Origin of the sequence: Algoriphagus sediminis, assembly GCF_030403435.1 — a bacterium.
Taxonomy (GTDB): domain Bacteria; phylum Bacteroidota; class Bacteroidia; order Cytophagales; family Cyclobacteriaceae; genus Algoriphagus; species Algoriphagus sediminis.
Window position 1 is genome coordinate 305,362 of the sequence record NZ_JAUEPH010000002.1, and the last position, 19,743, is coordinate 325,104.

The 19,743-nt window shown below is 40.4% G+C and carries 19 protein-coding genes; 11 read left to right on the plus strand and 8 right to left on the minus strand.

Going from position 1 to position 19,743, the window contains the following annotated elements:
• The first annotated feature begins 1 nt into the window (after position 1).
• Genes QVH07_RS04480 through QVH07_RS04490 form a run of 3 tightly spaced genes read left to right on the plus strand, consistent with a single transcriptional unit; the run spans position 2 to position 1,505 of the window.
• Positions 2-877: a sterol desaturase family protein gene (locus tag QVH07_RS04480; protein WP_289998949.1), complete on the plus strand. Its 876-nt coding sequence runs from the start codon at positions 2-4 to the stop codon at positions 875-877.
• Positions 853-1,113 carry a hypothetical protein gene (locus QVH07_RS04485; protein WP_289998950.1) on the plus strand — a complete coding sequence of 87 codons (261 nt, stop codon included), beginning with the start codon at positions 853-855 and terminating at the stop codon, positions 1,111-1,113. Before QVH07_RS04480 ends, QVH07_RS04485 begins: the two co-directional genes overlap by 25 nt.
• 59 nt (positions 1,114-1,172) lie before the next feature.
• A complete protein-coding gene (locus tag QVH07_RS04490) occupies positions 1,173-1,505 on the plus strand; it encodes a rhodanese-like domain-containing protein (RefSeq protein ID WP_289998951.1) in 333 nt (110 codons plus the stop codon).
• A 16-nt stretch (positions 1,506-1,521) separates the two neighbouring features.
• Here the strand turns inward: QVH07_RS04490 and QVH07_RS04495 are convergent, their stop codons facing one another.
• Positions 1,522-1,806, minus strand: coding sequence for a TIGR03643 family protein (locus QVH07_RS04495; RefSeq protein ID WP_289998952.1), 285 nt, complete (start codon positions 1,804-1,806; stop codon positions 1,522-1,524).
• 39 nt (positions 1,807-1,845) lie between these two features.
• Between QVH07_RS04495 and QVH07_RS04500 the strand changes: the two genes are divergently transcribed.
• Together QVH07_RS04500 and QVH07_RS04505 are read left to right on the plus strand one after the other, a co-directional pair.
• Entirely contained in the window at positions 1,846-3,318 is a 1,473-nt protein-coding gene (locus QVH07_RS04500; protein ID WP_289998953.1) for an FAD-binding domain-containing protein, read from the plus strand.
• A complete protein-coding gene (locus tag QVH07_RS04505) occupies positions 3,315-3,491 on the plus strand; it encodes a DUF2256 domain-containing protein (protein WP_289998954.1) in 177 nt (58 codons plus the stop codon). Before QVH07_RS04500 ends, QVH07_RS04505 begins: the two co-directional genes overlap by 4 nt.
• On the opposite strand, the gene QVH07_RS04510 is transcribed toward QVH07_RS04505, so the two are convergent.
• Complete coding sequence (locus tag QVH07_RS04510; protein ID WP_289998955.1) at positions 3,454-4,101, minus strand: sulfate ABC transporter permease; 648 nt, start codon at positions 4,099-4,101, stop codon at positions 3,454-3,456. The genes QVH07_RS04505 and QVH07_RS04510 overlap by 38 nt on opposite strands.
• Positions 4,102-4,248: 147 nt before the next feature.
• Here QVH07_RS04510 and QVH07_RS04515 point away from each other — a divergent pair, with 147 nt between their 5' ends.
• From QVH07_RS04515 to QVH07_RS04535, 5 genes are all read left to right on the plus strand, one after another.
• Positions 4,249-5,376 carry a tetratricopeptide repeat protein gene (locus tag QVH07_RS04515; protein ID WP_289998956.1) on the plus strand — a complete coding sequence of 376 codons (1,128 nt, stop codon included), beginning with the start codon at positions 4,249-4,251 and terminating at the stop codon, positions 5,374-5,376.
• A 208-nt stretch (positions 5,377-5,584) separates the two neighbouring features.
• Complete coding sequence (locus tag QVH07_RS04520; protein ID WP_289998957.1) at positions 5,585-6,067, plus strand: Lrp/AsnC family transcriptional regulator; 483 nt, start codon at positions 5,585-5,587, stop codon at positions 6,065-6,067.
• A 53-nt stretch (positions 6,068-6,120) separates the two neighbouring features.
• Positions 6,121-6,663, plus strand: a complete 543-nt coding sequence (locus QVH07_RS04525; RefSeq protein WP_289998958.1) for an NUDIX domain-containing protein — start codon at positions 6,121-6,123, stop codon at positions 6,661-6,663.
• A gap of 4 nt (positions 6,664-6,667) precedes the next feature.
• A complete protein-coding gene (locus tag QVH07_RS04530) occupies positions 6,668-8,035 on the plus strand; it encodes an MATE family efflux transporter (RefSeq protein WP_289998959.1) in 1,368 nt (455 codons plus the stop codon).
• Positions 8,036-8,090: 55 nt separating this feature from the next.
• A complete protein-coding gene (locus QVH07_RS04535) occupies positions 8,091-9,443 on the plus strand; it encodes a M24 family metallopeptidase (RefSeq protein ID WP_289998960.1) in 1,353 nt (450 codons plus the stop codon).
• Here the strand turns inward: QVH07_RS04535 and QVH07_RS04540 are convergent.
• Positions 9,440-10,606, minus strand: coding sequence for an MFS transporter (locus QVH07_RS04540; RefSeq protein ID WP_289998961.1), 1,167 nt, complete (start codon positions 10,604-10,606; stop codon positions 9,440-9,442). The genes QVH07_RS04535 and QVH07_RS04540 overlap by 4 nt on opposite strands.
• Before the next feature lie 487 nt (positions 10,607-11,093).
• On the opposite strand from QVH07_RS04540, the gene QVH07_RS04545 reads away from it, so the two are divergent.
• Positions 11,094-14,672, plus strand: a complete 3,579-nt coding sequence (locus QVH07_RS04545; protein ID WP_289998962.1) for a hypothetical protein — start codon at positions 11,094-11,096, stop codon at positions 14,670-14,672.
• A 102-nt stretch (positions 14,673-14,774) separates the two neighbouring features.
• Here QVH07_RS04545 and QVH07_RS04550 read toward each other — a convergent pair whose 3' ends face one another.
• The 5 genes from QVH07_RS04550 to QVH07_RS04570 all read right to left on the minus strand — a co-directional run bounded on the left by QVH07_RS04550 (position 14,775) and on the right by QVH07_RS04570 (position 19,651).
• On the minus strand, positions 14,775-15,086 hold the full coding sequence (locus QVH07_RS04550; protein ID WP_289998963.1) for a phosphoribosylpyrophosphate synthetase: 312 nt from the start codon (positions 15,084-15,086) through the stop codon (positions 14,775-14,777).
• 152 nt (positions 15,087-15,238) lie between these two features.
• Positions 15,239-15,763, minus strand: coding sequence for a GNAT family N-acetyltransferase (locus tag QVH07_RS04555; RefSeq protein WP_289998964.1), 525 nt, complete (start codon positions 15,761-15,763; stop codon positions 15,239-15,241).
• Between the two features lie 185 nt (positions 15,764-15,948).
• Complete coding sequence (locus tag QVH07_RS04560; RefSeq protein WP_289998965.1) at positions 15,949-16,881, minus strand: RHS repeat domain-containing protein; 933 nt, start codon at positions 16,879-16,881, stop codon at positions 15,949-15,951.
• A 130-nt stretch (positions 16,882-17,011) separates the two neighbouring features.
• Positions 17,012-18,832 carry an ATP-binding protein gene (locus tag QVH07_RS04565; RefSeq protein WP_289998966.1) on the minus strand — a complete coding sequence of 607 codons (1,821 nt, stop codon included), beginning with the start codon at positions 18,830-18,832 and terminating at the stop codon, positions 17,012-17,014.
• Between the two features lie 285 nt (positions 18,833-19,117).
• On the minus strand, positions 19,118-19,651 hold the full coding sequence (locus tag QVH07_RS04570; RefSeq protein ID WP_289998967.1) for a hypothetical protein: 534 nt from the start codon (positions 19,649-19,651) through the stop codon (positions 19,118-19,120).
• Between the last annotated feature and the right edge of the window lie 92 nt (positions 19,652-19,743).

Genomic DNA, 19,743 nt, shown 5'->3' on the forward strand with positions numbered 1-19,743 from the left:
AATGAAATATTTCCAAACTTTCCTGGATGGATATTATGGGTATTGGGATTATCTCAAAAATGAAATCCTTCATCCTTCCTGGGGTAATTATTTCTATTGGTTAATAGGGCTGTCACTTTTTGTGTATGCCCTTGAGCTGCTTTTCCCCTGGAGAAAAAACAGAGGGGCATTCCGAAAAGATTTTTGGCAAGATGCCTTCTACATGTTCTTCAATTTCTTCCTTTTTTCCTTAGTCGGATATAATGCGATTTCAAATGTCGCGGTAGAAGGCTTTAATGATTTTCTGGGCCTGTTTGGGGTGACTAATCTTGTGGCGATTGAGGTAAGCTCCTGGCCGGTGATTCTTCAGTTCTTACTGATGTTCATCGCAGCCGACTTTATTCAGTGGAATGTTCATAGAATGTTGCACTATGTGCCATGGCTTTGGGAGTTTCATAAACTGCATCACTCTGTAAAGGAAATGGGCTTCGCAGCACATCTTAGATATCACTGGATGGAGACCATCGTGTATAAGTCTATTCAATACATTCCCTTAGCCATGATTGGTTTTGGTCTCGATGACTTCTTGCTTCTGAATATTTTCACCATCCTGATTGGCCACTTGAATCATGCGAATATTAATCTGACTTATGGGCCTTTCAAATATGTACTCAATAACCCTGTGATGCACACTTGGCATCATGCCAAAACCCTTCCTAAGGGAAGCTATGGGGTTAATTTTGGGATAACCCTAAGTCTCTGGGATTATCTTTTTGGTACCGCTTATATTCCAAATTCTGGGCGTGATGAGCCACTGGGGTTTGAAAATGATGAAGAATATCCAGATACCTTCTGGAAACAAATTACTTATCCATGGACAAGAAAAAAGGCTTCATAACTTGGCTTAAAAAAAGCTGGTCCTTCTTTTTAGTGATCAGTTTGACCTTAGGCTTGGCTCCATTCAAACCAGAACCACATCTTTTTGGGAAAATCAAATGGGTAATGGGTGGTGCCAAAGGAATGCAGGCAATGGATTGGTTTGATCTGCTACTTCATGGCACACCTTGGATACTACTTCTCTTTTCACTTATTGCTATCCTTTTAGACCGTAAGAAAGTCCCTGTGGTTAAGTGATTTAGGTTACATTTTTTCTAGCTATTGGCTTCTATCTTTGGAAAAAAAAGAATAAAACCATGTTTAATATTTTCCAAAGAACAGAGAAAAAATACAAGGATATCAATTCAGAAGATTTCCTAAATGAGATGACTAGCTCAAATGCTGTCGTGATTGATGTGAGAATGCCAGCCGAGGTTTCCTCAGGAAAAATTCCTGGCGCAAGAAATATCAACATCATGGGTAATTTTAAAGGGCAAGTTCAAAATCTTCCAAAAGATAAAAAGTACTTAATATACTGCAGAAGCGGAAATAGAAGTGCAAGTGCCTGTCAGATCATGGGTGACCTGGGTTTCGAAGATGTATCAAACCTCAGAGGAGGGATCATCTCTTGGCCTTATGATCTGGCCTAAGATAAGATAGGAAGAATCAGCGTTTGCTGATTTTATTTCCCGAGATGCTCCTTTGCATGTCGGATTTGAACCTATCGGTTTCAGGGTTGGATTTCGACCTATGCTTCGTACTCCGGCCCTGAACCCTTTTTCTCCACATCTTGAAGGAGCTTTCCTTCATATTTTTACGCATCAGTTTGATTACCTCTTTTTCCGGTAGACCAAACTGAGACTCAATAGCATCAAAAGGAGTTCTGTCCTCCCAGGCCATTTCTATAACTCGGTCTATCTCTTCGACGGAAAGTGTCTTTTCTTTTTTCACATTTTAAAAACTTTGAGCTAGGGCTAAAGTTTTAAAGCTGTGGAAAAAATATGCTTGGTATGGCTCAAAAGAGATTTAAGGCTTAATGATCACCCTCCCTTAAAAACTGCGATTGATTCCGGGTTTCCGGTATTGATGATATATGCTTTTGAACCAGGATTGATTTCGGCTCCGCAAATGCATCTTAGGCACTTCAGATTTATTTGGCAGAGTCTTCAGGATCTTAATTCACGACTCGAAGAATACGGTGGTAAGATTCATGTTTACAAAGCTGATATACCTCAGTTATTCAAAGACCTTTTTAGCTCTTATGACGTTCAGGCGGTTTATTCTCATCAGGAAACTGGAATAGATTTTACCTTTCAGAGGGATATTTGGGTGAAGAAGTTCTTGGCTGAAAATAATATTCCCTGGTTTGAATTCGCCCAGCAAGGCGTAAGGAGAGGAAGGAAAAACCGAGAAGGATGGAGAAAAGAATGGTTTGCCTATGCAAAGCAGTCCATTGAAGAAATTTCCTTGTCCACGGCTGCTTGGGCCAAAGAAGTTGAAGCTATTAGTGAAATATTCCCATTGGGAGACGAGGTCAAGATTTGGGAACAAGAACACCCAGCTATGCAAAAAGGTGGGGAGAAGATGGCGAATAGGTATTTGAGGTCTTTTCTAGATGGGAGAATTTCTACGTACAATCGATACATCAGCAAACCTGAGCAAAGTCGGATATCATGCGGGAGGATTTCTCCATATCTGGCTTGGGGTAACTTATCCATTCGTCAGGTCTATCAGGCCTCAGAAAAACTGACCAAATCTGAAGAGAAAAAATCTCGAAATCTGGTCAATTTCCAGTCGAGGCTTAGATGGCATTGCCATTTTATACAAAAGTTCGAGATGGAATCAAGAATGGAGTTTGAATCCATAAACCGAGGATTTCTTCAATTTGAAGGAGCTGAAAATGAAGAGTTTATTGAAAAATGGAAAATCGGACAGACAGGATACCCTTTGGTGGATGCCTGTATGCGATGCCTCAATGAGACTGGATATCTGAATTTTCGGATGAGAGCTATGCTTGTTTCCTTTTTAACCCATCATTTGGGCCAAAGTTGGAAAAGCGGTGCAGATCATCTGGCTCGCATGTTTTTGGATTTTGAGCCGGGAATTCATTATCCTCAGCTTCAGATGCAGGCTGGAGTCACAGGAATCAATACGGTACGGATATACAATCCAGTGAAGCAATCCCAAGATCATGACCCTGAAGGTCAGTTCATAAAAAAATGGGTTCCTGAACTCTCTTCTCTTCCGAAAAAATACCTTCATGAACCCTGGAAAATCACCCCGATAGAAGAAGGTTTTTTGAATTTCAAATTAGGCATGGATTACCCTTTTCCTATTGTGGATTTGGAGGCAGCAGGAAAGAAGGCAAGGGAAACTATCTGGAAGAATCAAAAAGATCCTGAAGTAAGAAAAGAGGCTTCAAGGATTTTGAAAAAGCATACATTCCCAAATAGATGGGCATGAAAAAATCAGATTTACCAAGCAAAGATTGTCTTCATTGCGGGCGTCCTTTTAGCTGGAGAAAGAAATGGGAAAGGGACTGGGATAAGGTGAAGTATTGCTCAAAACGCTGTTCTCGTGAAGCAAAAAATACTCGAGCTAGCGGTATGCCAGAACGTACCAAACCAGCCAAATAGCCAATGGTAAAAAATAAGAAACAAGGACCACTATAGCTGATGCGGAAAGGGATCTTCTGCTAATCATGTGGAATCCATAAACCCAAAGAACCCCGTAAATGACTTCGAAGACATTGATGGTGGCAAGCGCATATCTATACTGTGGCTCTACATTTTCTGCACCAATCAGCGAAAGAACTGACAGTGCTCTGTATTCCTCAATTTCCTTGTAGGTAACCCCAGTGTTTGGCTCTAAATAAACCAAAAGCCTGATGAGTTCAGGAAAAATAAAAACAACCTCAGCAACCAGGGCGAATTGCCAGAGTTCTCTGTAGGAAACTTTGTAGCCCAGCATAAAGGCCCCAAACCAAAATAAAAATGAGATAACCGTGAATTTCCAAAGCAGGGCGAATGGAGTCCAGAGATAATTGAGAGCATTGAAAATATAAAAGAAGGTCAGACCTCCTTCGGCACTCACCCGGTCCGATTCTGGTATGGCCTCTACCACCAAAACATCGGTGAAATAGCGTATGACTAGAAAAATTAAGACAAGAAGAACAAAATAAACTCGTTTATCGAAATCTATTATTTCTTTGAGACGTTGTGCTTCAGGAGAAAGTGGTAAGGCCATTTATTACTCAAGTGTGAGATAAAGCTAAAGAATGTTTGACAATAGTATAATTTTGTGCCGCTAGAAATATTTGAGAAAGTTTTGAAAAGGATATTGCTGTTCGTATTTATTCTGATTTGTACTGTAAACCAGCTAAAAGCACAAGGGATGGACTCCATATTTGTGGACCCTGCAAACCCCAATAATTATTTGCTTTTGGATAAAGGTCTACAATTTCGGATTACAGAATCAATTAATCAGATGTACAATTTCGACTTTACGGAAGCAGAGAGAGATTTTGCGGTGATTGGTTATCAATATCCTAATCATCCACTTCCGGATTTTTTGATGGCTTTGGGTTATTGGTGGAGGATTGAGGTAGATGTGACCAATGAAAAATATGATGACATTTTCCTGTCATATTTGGAGCGAGCCACTGAAAAGGCAGAAAGAATGTTTGAAGCTGATGAAACCAACAAGGAGGCAGCTTTCTTTTTAGCTGCAGGTTACGGCTTTCAGGGAAGACTTTTCAGTGAAAGAAAAAGCTGGACTAGAGCGGCTTTCGCAGGAAAGAACGCTCTAAAATATATGGATCTGAGCAGGGGAGAGGCTGAATTTAATCCCGAACTCCTTCTAGGAGATGCCTTGTTTAATTATTTCTCGGTCTGGATTCCAGACAACTACCCCTTGCTAAGGCCAGTGATGGCACTTTTCCCAAAAGGAGATAAAGATCTTGGTTTGAAGCAACTTGAGGAAGTAGCATCAAATGCTTTTTATACAAGAATAGAAGCAATGTACTTTCTTTTTCGCTTGTATGCTTCGCAAGAGAAAAAGCCATATGAAGCCTTAAGGATTACAACTTATCTTCACGAAAAATTTCCTGATAATCCTTATTTCCACCGATCTTATGCAAGGCATTTATACACGGTGGGAAGATGGAATGAATCTGTTCAGGAATCCTTTGAGATCTTGGAAAGGATAGAAAAAGGGCAGGAGGGATATGAGTCGAATAGTGGCAGATACGCTGCTTTTTACATTGCACAATATTATGACAGAGTTGGTGATGAGGAAGGAGCAAAAGAATATTACCTCAAGACAGTTTCCTATGGAGAAGAGTCTGAATCGCAAGAAAGTGGTTACTATTTATTTTCCCTTCTGCATTTAGGAGAGATGGAGGCAGAGGCCGGAAATAAAAAGGAGGCCAAGGCCTACTTTAAAAGAGTAAGGAAATATGCCAAGCGCAAGCATCCTGCCCACAAGGAGGCAAGGGAATATTTCCGAAAGAATAAACTTTAAGTCAGGATTTTACGTTCAATACTTCTGTTACAAGAGAAAATTTGATATTTTCCCTGTGGTAAGGAAAGTTTCATTTATTTCTTCGCTAAAATGACCTGAATCCATAAGAAAGTTTTGTATTTCTTATTTTTATTCGGATGAATGGTTTTAAAATAAAATGGAATTATATTAAATTTGTACAAGATAATATTTTGTAATTGACGTAGAGATGGATAATAGTGTAAGAATAAAATTTGATAAAATTGACCGGGCAATTCTTGAAATTCTTCAGGCAAATGCCAAAATAACCAATGCACAACTTTCCAAGGATATCGGGCTTTCACCTGCTCCTACTTTGGAAAGAGTAAAGAAACTAGAGCAGTCTGGAATCATCAAGAGCTACCATGCGAAGCTTGATCCAGAGAAAATTGGTTTAGGTGTAAGTACTTTTGTGTTGGTAAGTTTGATTGGTCACAATAAGGCAAACATCGATGCTTTCATGAAGGAAATTAATTCCATTCCTGAAGTAATTGAGTGCCATCATATCACAGGTTCAGGTGATTTCATCCTTAAGATTATTGCTAAGGATATCACAGCCTACCAAAAATTGATGCTGGAGCAAGTCTCAGAAATCAAAGAAGTGGACTCCATGCAATCCATGGTAATTTTGTCTACTTTCAAAGATTCGAAGGTATTGCCTATCCCGATGTAATCAAGAATTTTAACAATACAGGGTGGCGAAAGTCACCCTTTTTTTTTGAGAAAATGTCAGAAAACCCCTGGAAAACTTTATCCAAAAAGACGGAGTATGAAAACCCATGGATAAGGGTGGAAGAGCATCAAGTCGTTAACCCAGCAGGAAAGCGGGGAATTTATGGTAAGGTGCATTTTAAGAATTATGCCCTGGGGATAATACCTATTGATGAAGATCTCAATACCTGGCTTATCGGTCAGTTCAGATACACTCTGGATGGGTATAGTTGGGAGATTCCAATGGGTGGAGGCCCCGAAGGGAAGGATTGCCTTGAAAGTGCACAGAGAGAATTGAAAGAAGAGACAGGTTTAACCGCAAGAAGCTGGACGGAAATTCTTAAGATTCATACCTCAAATTCCGCTACAGATGAGGTGGGTTGGGTGTATCTTGCTAAAGATCTGGAAGAGGGTGAAACTGAATTCGAGGAGACTGAAAAATTGGCCATTAAAAAACTGCCGCTAGCTGAGGCTATTGAAATGGTGATTTCTGGAGAAATTACTGATGCCATAAGTATTGCCGGTCTGCTTAAAGTAGGCAGGCTCCTAGGAATATGAACAAATGACTACCAAGGAACACTTCAGAATCACCTTCAATTTGGCTTATCCTGTTATGCTTAGCCAACTGGGGCAGGTCCTGGTAGGGGTAGCTGATTCTATGATGGTGGGACAACTGGGAGCGGTACCTTTGGCTGCTTCCTCCCTTGCCAATAGTATCTTTTTTGTCGTGTTGATGTTTGGGATGGGAGTAAGTATGGGGATTACTCCTTTGGTTTCCAAAGCTGACGGAAGAGGGGCAAAGAAGAGAATCAGTAAGCTATTCCAACATGGACTCTGGTTGAATATTGCGACTAGTGTCGCCCTCACTATACTCCTTATTGGGTTCGGTGAAATTCTTTATTTCCTGGATCAACCTGATCAAGTGGTGGATCAGGCGATACCTTATTTGTGGGTGATCACTGCTTCACTTTTTCCCTTTATGATTTTTCAGACCTTCAAGCAATTTGCCGAAGGTTTGGCTCAAACGAGACAAGCTATGTTCATCACCATATTCTGCAATGTGATCAACATAATCCTCAATTGGATCCTAATTTTCGGGAAACTAGGATTCCCAGAACTAGGCTTGATGGGAGCGGGATATGCCACGCTAATTTCCAGAATCCTGATGCCGATCATGATGGGGTGGTATGTACTTAATTCTAAGAGGTATGAGTTATTTGATTTGAGCTTAAAGCTCAAAAGCTTTTCCAGACTACTTTTTGGAAGGATTATGAATATCGGCTTGCCCACTGGTTTCCAATATATTTTTGAGGTTAGCGCCTTCAGTGCTGCAGCTATTATGATGGGTTGGATTGGGGTGAATGCTCTTGCGGCGCATCAAATTGCTTTGAATTTAGCAGCCATTAGCTATATGATGGCTTCAGGATTATCGACGGCAGGTATGATCAGAGTAGGTAATCAGATTGGGAGAGGTGACATGAAAACTATGCAGGAAGCTGGGATGATGGTGTTTAAAATGGTTCTGGTTTTTATGTCTATGTCGGCAATTATCTTCGTTTTAGGCCGCTTCTTCCTTCCTTCGCTGTATATCGATGATGCTGAGGTGATTTCACTTGCTGGTACTCTATTGGTTATTGCTGGGCTTTTCCAGCTTTCAGATGGTGCTCAGGTAGTTGGGTTGGGAGTGTTACGGGGGATGGAAGATGTTCGCGTTCCAACTATAGTCACATTGCTGGCCTATTGGGTTTTCGCTCTTCCCTTGGCTTACATTTTGGCATTCCCCTTAGGCCTAAATGAAGTTGGGATTTGGTATGGCTTGCTGATCGGCCTTAGTGTCACCGCAGTTTTGTTATTTGTCCGTTTCAAGAGGCTAAGTAATAAATTGATAGCAGGAGAAGAAATTTCCACAGCTGCGCAAAGCCTAAAATAAATTGATTTTGAGGAAGAGTGAAAAAGCCTAACTTCAGGGCTTTAATTCTTTTCTTATGCTCAAAAAGTTACTTTCAGTCATTTTCATTTTGATTCTGTTGTCTGAGGCCAAGTCTCAGGATTTAGCCGTTTTGTCCCAAAGGGAACAAGCAGAGACCATCGATCGCTGGCTTGACGACAGAATCCAAAACCTGCTTCCAAGCCTGATGACAGAAACTGGGGTAGATATGTGGGTGGTGATTTCCCGTGAATACAATGAAGACCCGGTCATTCGAACGCTACTCCCAGCCACCTGGAAGGCTGCAAGAAGAAGAACAATTTTGGTCATGTATCAACCAAGTCCAAATGCTGCAGTGGAAACTTATGCTGTAGCCAGATACGATGTGGGTAAGGCATTCAAACGGGCATGGGATCCAGAAGCCCAACCCGATCAATGGGAAGCTTTGATGCAACTTATTTCTTCCAAAGACCCACAAAAGATTGGATTGAACTTCGGAGAAGATTATGGCCATGCAGATGGGATTACCTATTCGGAGCATAAAGCCTTCATGGAAAATTTGCCTACTGAATTACAAAATAGAGTAGTATCGGCTCAGACTCTTGCCGTGAGATGGTTGGAAACCAGGACCGCAAGTGAGATGGCAACATACAAGCACATTCAGGAACTTGCTCATTACATTATCTCGGAGGGTCTATCAGAACGAGTGATCACTCCTGGGGTTACTACCACGGAGGATGTGGTCTGGTGGTACAGAGAAAAGATTAAAGAAATGAAGCTGGTCACCTGGTTTCATCCCACAGTGGACATTCAGCGTCCAGATCCTTCTTCAAAAGAAGCCCAAAGGAGCTTTGATTCACGACCTTCAGAGATGACTATTATGCCTGGAGATCTCCTGCATATTGATTTTGGAATTACCTATTTGCGATTGAACACTGATACGCAACAGTTGGCTTATGTCCTTAAAGCAGGGGAGACGGATGTTCCTGAATACTTACAGGAGGCATTTAAAGCTGGGAACAGGGTTCAGGATTTGCTGACGCAAAACTTTGTGGAAGGAAGAACTGGAAATGAAATTCTTCGTGAAACCAGAAGAATGATGGAAGCCGAAGGAATCCGGGGAAGTATTTACACTCATCCTTTAGGTTTTTACGGACATTCTGCCGGCCCAACCATTGGCATGTGGGATAATCAAGGAGATACTCCTGGGGCAGGGGATTTTCCGCTTCATGCGAATACGGGTTATGCCATTGAATTAAATGCCGTGGTCTTTGTGGAAGAATGGAACAAAGACGTAAGAATAATGCTGGAGGAAGGGGCCCTCTTTGATGGTGAAAAGGTAGTTTATTACAATGGCCGCCAAAAGAAGATTATGGCTATTCCCAGAGTGAGCAATTATATGGGTTACTAGGCTTTATCCTTTTTTACAAAAAGCAAAGCCACAAATGCGATAAATGCTGTTCCGGCACTGGTTAGGAATACAAGCGGGAAATTCTCTGCCTCGTTTGCAAAGAGATAACCGGAAACTACGGCGCCAATCCCTATTCCAGCCTCCAGGGCTATGTACATGGTGGCCAAAGCTCTTCCACGAAACTTGTCAAGAGATCGGTCCACTACCCAGGCCGCAGTGGTAGGACTGTACATTCCTACGGCAGAGCCAAATAGAACTCCTGAAAAAAGAAGGGCGGTCTTGGTCTCAGCAAATGCCATCAGGACCATGGCTAAAATCATGGTAACACTAGCCACCCGCATCACAGGTACCCGACCGTATCGATCTGAAGTCTTGCCAGCAATCAGCCGGATTCCCAATGAAGAAAGGGTGAATACAGCGAAAAATAATCCCTTATTTTCAATTCCCAGATGTGCTGAAAAGTCTGGAACAATGGTCAGGACCACACCGAAGGAAAAAACCGAAAACAGTAAAATCACGGAAGGGGTCAAAACCCTTTTTTCTATGATCTCATCCCGCTTTAATTTGAAAAGACTGAACTTCAAGGGCTCTCTGTCTTCGAGGGTTTCTTTTAATCTCCAGAGGATAATTATGGATCCAATAGCCGTAAAAGCAGATAGATAAAACAAGGTTTCTACAGGCCAGAAAGTGGCCACCCATCCTCCAATAGCAGGCCCGGCTGCCATTCCCAAAGAACCAAAAAGAGATTGGATTCCCATAGCCTCACCACGCTTTTGGAATGGGACGATATCTGCAACATACGCAGAAGCTCCCGTAGGAGTGAAGCCTGCCGAAAAACCATGAACAAACCGAAGGAAAAGAAATCCACCCACAAAGCTCAGTAGTGGGTAAAGCAGCCCAACTACAAAACAAACAGATGCTCCAAACATCATGACAGGAATTCTTCCAACCTTATCCGCTAGCTTTCCGCTAAAGGGTCTGGAAAGTCCTGCAGAAAGTGTGAAAAGAGCAATGATTAATCCTTTATAATCCTCACCACCCAGAGAAGTTAGGTAGGCCGGGAGTTCAGGAATTATCATATTGAATGAGCTAAAAAACATAAAGGAGCTCAGACAAAGCAGAAAGAAGTTTATCGTAAAAAATGAAGGTAGCAGCTTACCCATCCGGCGAAAGTAAGGAAAAAGGCAGATAGAATGGAAACCTTTCTCAGTTTGGAATTAATCTTGTGTTTCGAATAGTACTGAACCCCTGATCTTCATAATTAAATAATATCCTAAAAGTCAGTCATTTATTGATATTCTAAGAATAAATGAATAGCTTATAACTATCTAATTTTTAATTAGTTAGGGCATTTTTGTATCAAATGTATGTGTTCAGCATTTTTTTAATTTCCAAATTCATTTTTATCTCATTGAAAGAGGTTTAGACGATTTTTTGGTTTTCGAAATCTGTTAAAATCAGTGTACTTAAATTCCCATTTTTTAAAAATTGGCTGGCAAATAACCAGAATTGTTTTGGCCGGATAAATGACATCTTTTTAAAGTTAACCGAAGCGGAGAGTCTCCCTTCAGGATGTCCTTTCATTTCTGCTATCCCTTTTGAGCTTTGCCATAAATATTGTTTTCAACTTAATTTTTATCTCTTACGATTATGGCAAATCTTATGAATGCTACTTCTTCAAATCCCTTGAATAATTTCAAGCTAACGGATTTGTTTGATCAGTTTAACTGTCCGGATGTGGGTGAATTTGTTTTTGACGGTGTGGTGCTTTCCTTAGACAAGGGGACGATCACATTTTCAGGCAACCTTAAAATGGATGGCCCATTAAAAGTTTTTCAAAATTACCTTTCCTTGGGTGATTCAGTGGCAGTGACAGCCACGCTGAAAACTGTGAACAAAGACCTGAGTACTAAACTCAAACCCCAGTCTGTGATTTTTATGGCTACAGACTCATCCTTCAAAGAAATATTTTCAGGAGTAACTTTAACCCAGGTGAATCTCCAATTGAGCATCAGTCAGAATGCTTCGGCATGGAGCATAACCCCTGAGATTTCAGGAACTTTTGATGTAGATGGCCTCACAGATTCTGATCAGAGCACATTGCAACTTCAAATCTTTGCTGAGAGCAATGCCCTCCAATTAACTGCTACCGCAGCCTCCATCACAAGTCCATTCGGTATCCCTAATCTGATTTTAGAGAATATTGTGATCAAAGGGGCTTTAGCTTCAGCTTCTTCTTTTTCATTGAACTCCAAGTTTACTTCGGGAACCAATGAATTTGATTTTTCGGGAGTTATCAATGCCACAGGCATAGGAATCAAAGCAAGTGCTACCTCATTCAGCCTTACTGATATCACTAACATATTCAATGAAATATCGCCTGCAGGTCTAGCCTTACCTGATTTCGATGTACAGTTCAAAGACACATCCATTTCCCTGGCCACTGCGGCCTGTACCATAGATGGCAAATCTATTGAAAAAGGTCTGGTGGTTTCAAGTACCATCACGGCGCATTCCTATACTTTTCAAAGCAATGCCCAGATTAGTAGTGGTGGGGTAGTTTTTGATGGGGAATTGGGAGATCTGAAGTTCGGACCAGTTGATTTGAAGAAGACGAACTTGGACTTTCAGCTGTACAAGAAATCTCTGCAGAAACCTGCAAAATTCATGATCAAAGGCGAAGCTGTCATTGAAGGACTCACCCTTGATTGTGGAGTTTACTTTGAAAAAGACACCACCACGACCACTGTGCTTTATGCGCTGATCGATGCTTCCTCATTTAATTTTGCACAGATTATTCCAGCAGCTAAAGGTACCTTTGTGAATGAGCTCAGCTTTTCAAAAATAGGCTTCGTCTATGCTTCTGCTGCATGTAAGACTCAGAATGAAGGCTTTGATTTTGATGTGCAGCAGGGCCTTCAGCTAATGGCCATTTTAGAAGAAATTCCTGCACTATCCGAACTGACACGAGAGAAGCAAATAGGATTGGAGCTTAGCGCTCATTTTGGTACGCCTACAGACATAAGCATTGCACTTCCGGATACAAGATTGCATTTGGGTAAATCGGTCACGACAGATCCTCTGAAAATTCAAATCAATATCACTCCTGAGCCCGCGCTGGTTTTGGAGTTTGGCTTAGACGTGGATATTCCGAATCAAAATACCCCACTTCATTTTGCCATGTCCCTCACCGTGGATGAACTAGAAGCTAAAGGTGCGGTGCAAATGGATAACTACTGGAAAAATCCATTCGGAGTAAATGGACTGAAAATCGGACCTCATGTGGCCCTACAGTTAGATATCATTTATGAGCAATTCGTAAGTACCGGCATTCCGTCAGGCTTTGGTTTGGCCGGAGGCTTGGAAATAGCAGGAACTACGGTAAACATGGCTGTAGCGATTTCGGAAGATCCCATGGATGAGATTCTGTCTGGAGAGCTTGATAACTTAAAGCCCGCAGATCTGATAAATTTTGCTTCCCAGATCTTTGGTTTAAACATTCCTGAGGTTCCAGACTTTTTCGATCTCAAGAAACTGGAAATCTACATCGCTCCGGCAGGAGGTACCATCGGAACCATCGTATATCAACAGGGATTTAGCTTTGCGGCAGATATGGTGATCGCAGGGGAGGAAATAGCCATGTACACTTCGATTTCGGATTCCGGAATTAAAGGTTCTGGAAAAATCGAGGGTATGACGTTGGGACCCTTGAAAATCAGCGGGGAAAATGGAAAAGATGCTCAAGTGGATCTTGAACTGACTACCTCGAATCAGGAAGTTCTCATTGATGGTTGCTTTTCCTTCCTAAATTCATCCGAAGGATTGTACCTATCTATCTCAAATCATGGATTGACTTTTCAGTTTTCCCTGCATTTTGCGGAAGCTCTTGAATTCGATATTCATGCAGCCAGTTCCGGTAAAATAAGCGATCCTTCTTCATTGGATTTTGAGCTATCCGGCTCAATGGAACAGGATATAATCGAGTATCTGGAGACCACGGTAGAGGAGCAAATCAAAAACACACTGGATAAGGGAGAAGAGGATATCACCAAAGCCCAGCAGCAAGTTGATCAGGCACAGAAAGAATATGAGGCGGCTTTTGATGCGGCAAACTCAAAACTAACCGATGCGCAAAACACCGCTGATGCCGAACTGAAAAAGCTTCAGGATGCATTAACTGCCACGAAGTCTGAATGGGCGGGAAAAATAAGTGATGCTCAAAATTCCGTGAACACGGCAAAAGGAGCTTATGACAAGGCGTTTTCAAATGCAGAGGGTGCGGTCACTGCTGCCCAGCAAAAATTCGACAATGGAGTGGCAGCAGCACAGGATAAACTAAATCAGGCCCAGGATACATTTAATAAAGGAGTGCAAGATGCACAGAGCAAGTTAAACGCAGCTCAAAAAGCATATGATGATTCATTTGGTGCCGCAGAAAAAAAGGTGGATAGTTTACTAAAAAAATGTCATGACCTTAAAAAAGACCATTATCACTATGGTACTACACTAGCGGCATATGGCGTGGCTTATGCAGCATTGAAAGCGGCTAAACTTGTATTAGAAGGAATAGAAAAGGGTGGAGATTATGCCGCCTTCCAATCTGCCAAAGCTGCACTTTCAGCTGCCCAAACGGGTGTTAACTATACTGCTTTGCAAGCTGCAAAATCAGCTCTTTCTGCGGCACAGACTGGTGTGGACTATGGAGCCTTACAAACAGCAAAAGCAGCATTAAAAGCAGTACAGACCGGAACCGAGTATACTGCCTGGCAAGCAGCACAAAAAACTCTTTCCGGAGTTCAAGTGGCTGGTCAGCAGGCCATTGATGCGGCGAACTCGGCTATTACGAATATCGGTAGTACAGCAGCGTATGTTGCTCTGGAAGCTGCGAAAAAAGCCTTGGAAGCAGTACAAAATGGACCTTTGGCGATAGCAGTGAAAACAGCACAGGCAGCCTTAGCAGCTGCAAAGCTCGGCGCAGAAGGAGTCGAGGCGGTTTCGGCCTATCTCGCTGAGCAAGCGGAGAAGATGATTGACATTACTTCCTTCACATTTTCAGCCGGACTGAAAGCGGTGGAATCCGGAGACTTGTTCGATGCGGAAGTCAAAGGGACCATAACCGGAGCACCGTTTGACTGGAAAGTGGATCTAGATGTTAAAAACGTCACAGACTTCATTCATACCATTTATACCAAGCTGTTTGATGAATTAAAGTCCTTAGCGAAGGTGTAATTGGGATCAAGGTAAATTGAAGCCTTGAATTAATTGACAAAAAATGACCGATGCAAATCGGTCATTTTGTTTATCTGGTTTCTCCAAAGTTGATCTCTGTGGTCAGTCCTTTTTCTGCTCAGGAATTTTTTTGATTAGATCTACATTTTGACTGTGTTTTGAACTGTGTGACATGATAAGAGTACCCTTTGCACCATCATTTGCTTCCAGGGCAAAAACCACAGCATCATCCTGTGGGTTTGACATGCCTTCAAAACGATAGGTATGGATGATTTTTAACTCCTCCGGAAGGTATTCCTTTTTAGAAGTAGTATTCACCATTTTATTTTCAACAGCCTTAAAGCCCGCTGAATACCCATGTTGGGTAAGGGCATTTGTAGCTTGAGAAAGCGTTTCATATCCATGTTCTAGCATATTCCTATTGATTTAATGTGCGTATCTATTTCTTCTGGCCTCTAGCCTTTTACTTAAAATACGAATTATCCCAGCCAAGGTCAAACTAAGGGGGATTGCTAGAAAATGAACTTTTTACTGTTTATGGAACACGATTTAGTGGTATCGTATTTTTATACGTTAAACTCTTTAGGATATTCAACCATTCCATTTACTCCTTGCAGTCCGTTTTCAACTAATTCAATTACCATACAATTCTCTTTCGGAACTTCAAATGGCAATCCTATTCCGTATTTATCCGCTTGTTCATATCCGAATCTTGGATAGTATTTCTCGTGACCTAAAAGAACGATTGATTCAAACCCTAATTCTTTTGCTTTATTGTGTGATTCAAGTATTAGTTTTCCACCAATTCCTTTTCCTTGAAATTCAGGCAGGACAGAGATAGGTGCCAATGCCAATGAATCGAATTCATTGGACTTGTTCTTGATTTTGATTTTAGTTAATAGAATATGTCCAACTATTTTTCCATCAATTTCAGCTACGATTGATAGTTCAGGAATAAAAGCGTCCGATTTTCTTAATCGTTGGACTAAAAACTGTTCGTCGTGATCTGCGAACTCAGCATCATTAAAGGCACTTTCAATTACGCTAAAGACTTCGTTATGGTCATTTTCAGTTTCTTGTCTTATTATCATTTCTAATGTTATCTTCCTACACACCACAACGACCAGCTATGATGAGTGGGGATTAGAAAGCACTAACCTCTCGTCTCGCACATAGCCACACCTTGATTTAAATTTAAAACTTGTGGCGGACTTTCCAATCCCCACCAAAATTTCGTGACCGATGAAACCCCATTCATTCATAGCATATGTTGGCACTAGTTTTTATAAAAAACGTATTCATAAATCTCTTTCGAATGTACAGTGCCATCTCGTTTCGTTATTACGGATTGAATAAGTCCATCTTCATAAGATTTGATAGTTACGCTTTGTAGTTTCATGTCCTCATCATAGTGCTCTGATTTAATAGTTGAGTCATCCGAATAGAAGAACTTACTCTTTGATCTAACCCCATCCATGCTCTCGTTCTCCGTTTCTATTATTCTTCCCAGTGCGTCATATTCATTCGTAGTTCGCACTATGTCAAAGTTGTCAAAGGCCGTACCCTTAAATTCATATTCGATCATGTTACCTGCATCATCATACTTGTAAATATTCCTGTTTCTTCGACCATCCTTTGGTCCCCAAATTCTTTCTGTTAGATTACCATTCTGGTCGTATGAATACTCGGTTAAGTAGTCGTAACTAGTCCATGATTTGATTAATCTGTTTAGGTCATCATATTCCTTAAATGTCTCGCTTGAATTGTGTGGATAGCTCAGATCATTAGTAGTTGTCTGGATGATATTTCCTCGATCATCAAATTTGTAATCGAATTCTTCAATCCATTCGGCAGAATCTTTATTGTTATGATATCTTAAGTGTCTAATCTGCAATCCGTCTTCATATTCATTGCAGTCGATAGTTTGTTGAGTTATAATCTCTGGTTCATGAGGTTTGAAATAATAGGACTCTGAGCAGATAGGTTCTCCTGATCTGTTATATGTATAAACTGTTTGTTGATCTTGATAGATTGTACCCTTTGGTCTAGTCCAAAAACTTGTAACAGTTATTTTGCTGATCTTATTGTCGGTTACCGTGCCATTGTTAAAGTACTGCGGGTGATAGAAGTACTGGAACTCATCTGTTTGCGCAAAACATACAATGAGAGTTGTGCAGTTTAGAAATAAGAATAGAAGGATTTTACGCATTGCTAATTAGTGCCAACGTCTAACTAAAATGAGTATGCGCCCCAGTTACTTGAAGCACCGAAGTTTTTGTCTCGCATTTTCCTTTCAGATAGCTCAGTTCGCATATTCATTTTAGTGTCTGTTATCTGCCTCATTCTTTGAATTCTTGCAAGAATATTCTCCTTCCTTTTACTTCCAGCCTCTCATCAGAGTTAAGGGCTTTCTTAACCGATTCATTTTCGTCAAACTCCACGAACGCAAATCCCTTTGACTTACCGGTGTATCTATTTTTGGGAATTGAAATCTCGGCAATATTCCCAAATTTAGATAGAGCTTTTTCCAAATCTGATTCTGTTGCAAACCAGTCCAATCCTCTTACAAATACTTTAGCGTAATCTGAATTGTCTTTCTCTCGTTTCTCTTGTTTAGATTGATCGCTGGAATTATCTGGTACACAAATTTTATAAATACCTATACTTTTTTTAGATACCGAATTAGATCTAGCAAGACTATAAGCTTTGTTAGCAGTTACCTCTCTTTTTAAAATTCCTAATTCAGCAAGACTTTCAACTAATTGACGGTACTTTTCAGTGTCAACAATCCCTACATTTTCAAATATCTCTTTAGGGGATACTAGTCGGTCATTAACTCCGAGTTTAATTACCGTCTTCTGTTCTCTTGATAGATTAAATTCTTTGAAATTATCCAGCCAAAGTTTTTCTTCCTTGGAATAAATGAATTTATAGAAAAGTGTTACAATAAATGATTTGTTAGGTGATGCAATTTGAGGCTCTATCAGTTCATTACTTTTCATAACCTCAAACATCCTTCTAATTCCTTCTCCTAGCTCTCTAATGTATCCGTACTCTCTTAAGACCCTAGCGACATACGCATTCCTGGTTTCATGTGCCCCTTTTAATTCTTTTAAATCTTCAATTGTCAATTTTGATAGAAGCTTTCCAGGACTCAATACTTCCAGCCGATCTGTGAATATTCTTATTTCTATTCCTCTACCTTCAAGACTATAGTCTCTATGAGTAATTGCATTTATCAATGCTTCTCGACATGCAGGTTCAGGGTAAATTACCTGTGTCTTGAATAGCCCATCTTCCGAATAGCGAGTTTCACTTAAAGCCGGTCTTAATGCCTCCCAACTGTCAGCCGCAAGTTGAAAGACGTTTCCTGAAACATCTGCTATTTCCGTTACATTATATTCGGGTGCTGACTTTTCTTCAAGTCCATTAACTTTTAATATCCTCACCCTTGATCTAGGATGCCATTTATTAGGATTCTTTGCGAATAACAGCAAAGCGGCTTTTCTTAACCTAAGTCGATCACCATCAAATTCTGCCAGTTCCATATATTGCAGAAACTTTTCAGGCGAGATGTCCTTTATTTTTGTACATTCAAAAGCTACGGATGAAACTAGAGATAAATCTAAGTCAGTAACAGTAGCTAAATCCTCAAATTCTCTATCATATTGTCTTGATGAGGCTTCTTCTCTTACAAATCGAATATTATCTGCCGAAGTTGGAATACTGTCTTTATCCTCTCTTTTAAAGCATTCGCCTTTACTAGTTTGATGAATAAATTTTGAACCTTTATCAACAGAGAAGTAGATTACCTTTTTTCCTTGGTATTCAATGATGTTTCTCCTTTTGATTGGAAGCGGAGTTTCTTTTAGTATATAATTTGAAGAGGCCTGCAAAATCTGATTAAGTTGTTCATCAGAATGTGGCAATCCGGTGATTTGATTATCATCTTCAATTCCAATAAAAAGTTCACCTCCATCGGCATTTGCAAATGCAACGAGTTCCTTGGCTACATTATAGCATATGTCTTTAAAATCTCGAGGCTTTTTGTCGCTGGGAGCACCTTGATAGCCACTTTTGAATTCTCGGTAATAACTTTCGCCAAGCTCAACTGCTATTTCTACTCTTTCTGTTAACCTAAGTAAATGATCAATGCTCAATTTTTTTGTATTTCAGTTCGGGATAAAGTTACGAAATATACAATTCGCTTAATAGCATTTGCGGTTCTGAGTTATGGCAGATAACGGTTTGGGTATGAGCAGTGCTCACACGAGTTGGGTTGTTTTATCGTTTAGTTTTCTACTTTCTTTTTCACTTTTCCTATCGGAGGATGAGCAGAGCATTGGTCATACCCGTTGTTGTAAACAGTACTGTCATTATTCAATAAACTTTGCAGCTAACTATTTATAATCACATTGAGTAAATCAGACTATTGAGTGTCTTTTCTATTCTAAATGAACAATTTCATCAAATTCAAATAGGGCAGATAACATTCTGACAAGGTCTGGACTCTCTGCATAATCAGGATGCTTTAGAATAAAAATGTCATCAACAACGCCACTAACTACAGCCTTACCATTAAACTGTTTAGTCAAACTAAAAGGTAGAGTTATTGTGTCATTATGCTTCTTCAATTGAAGATTGATATTTTCTTGAAATATATCATCTGTGTCTATCTCGAACTCAGAATCATTGTAAGGTTTTAACCCTACAGCAAATATTATTCTCCTTTCATCTTGACTCAATAACTTCAAGGAGTCACTAACCTTACGATAAAAATTAATATGACCTTGTATTATATTGGAATCTGCAGTATCACTATTCAAAACGATGTCAATAGCAGCTTCTGCCTCGTTATTTACTTCTTTCTCCTTAACTACATCCTGGTTGCCATTTTTACCTTCTGAACAACTTAACATCAGTATTGTAATTAGAAACAAGCCGATTTTTCTATGTTTGAATTTTCCAATTCGCATCATCGTATTGTTTACAACGTAGGCTATCAGCCACTCAGTGGCGTTTATATTTCATATAAATACTGAAAGTTCCCGTTAGCCCACGTATTTGGAAG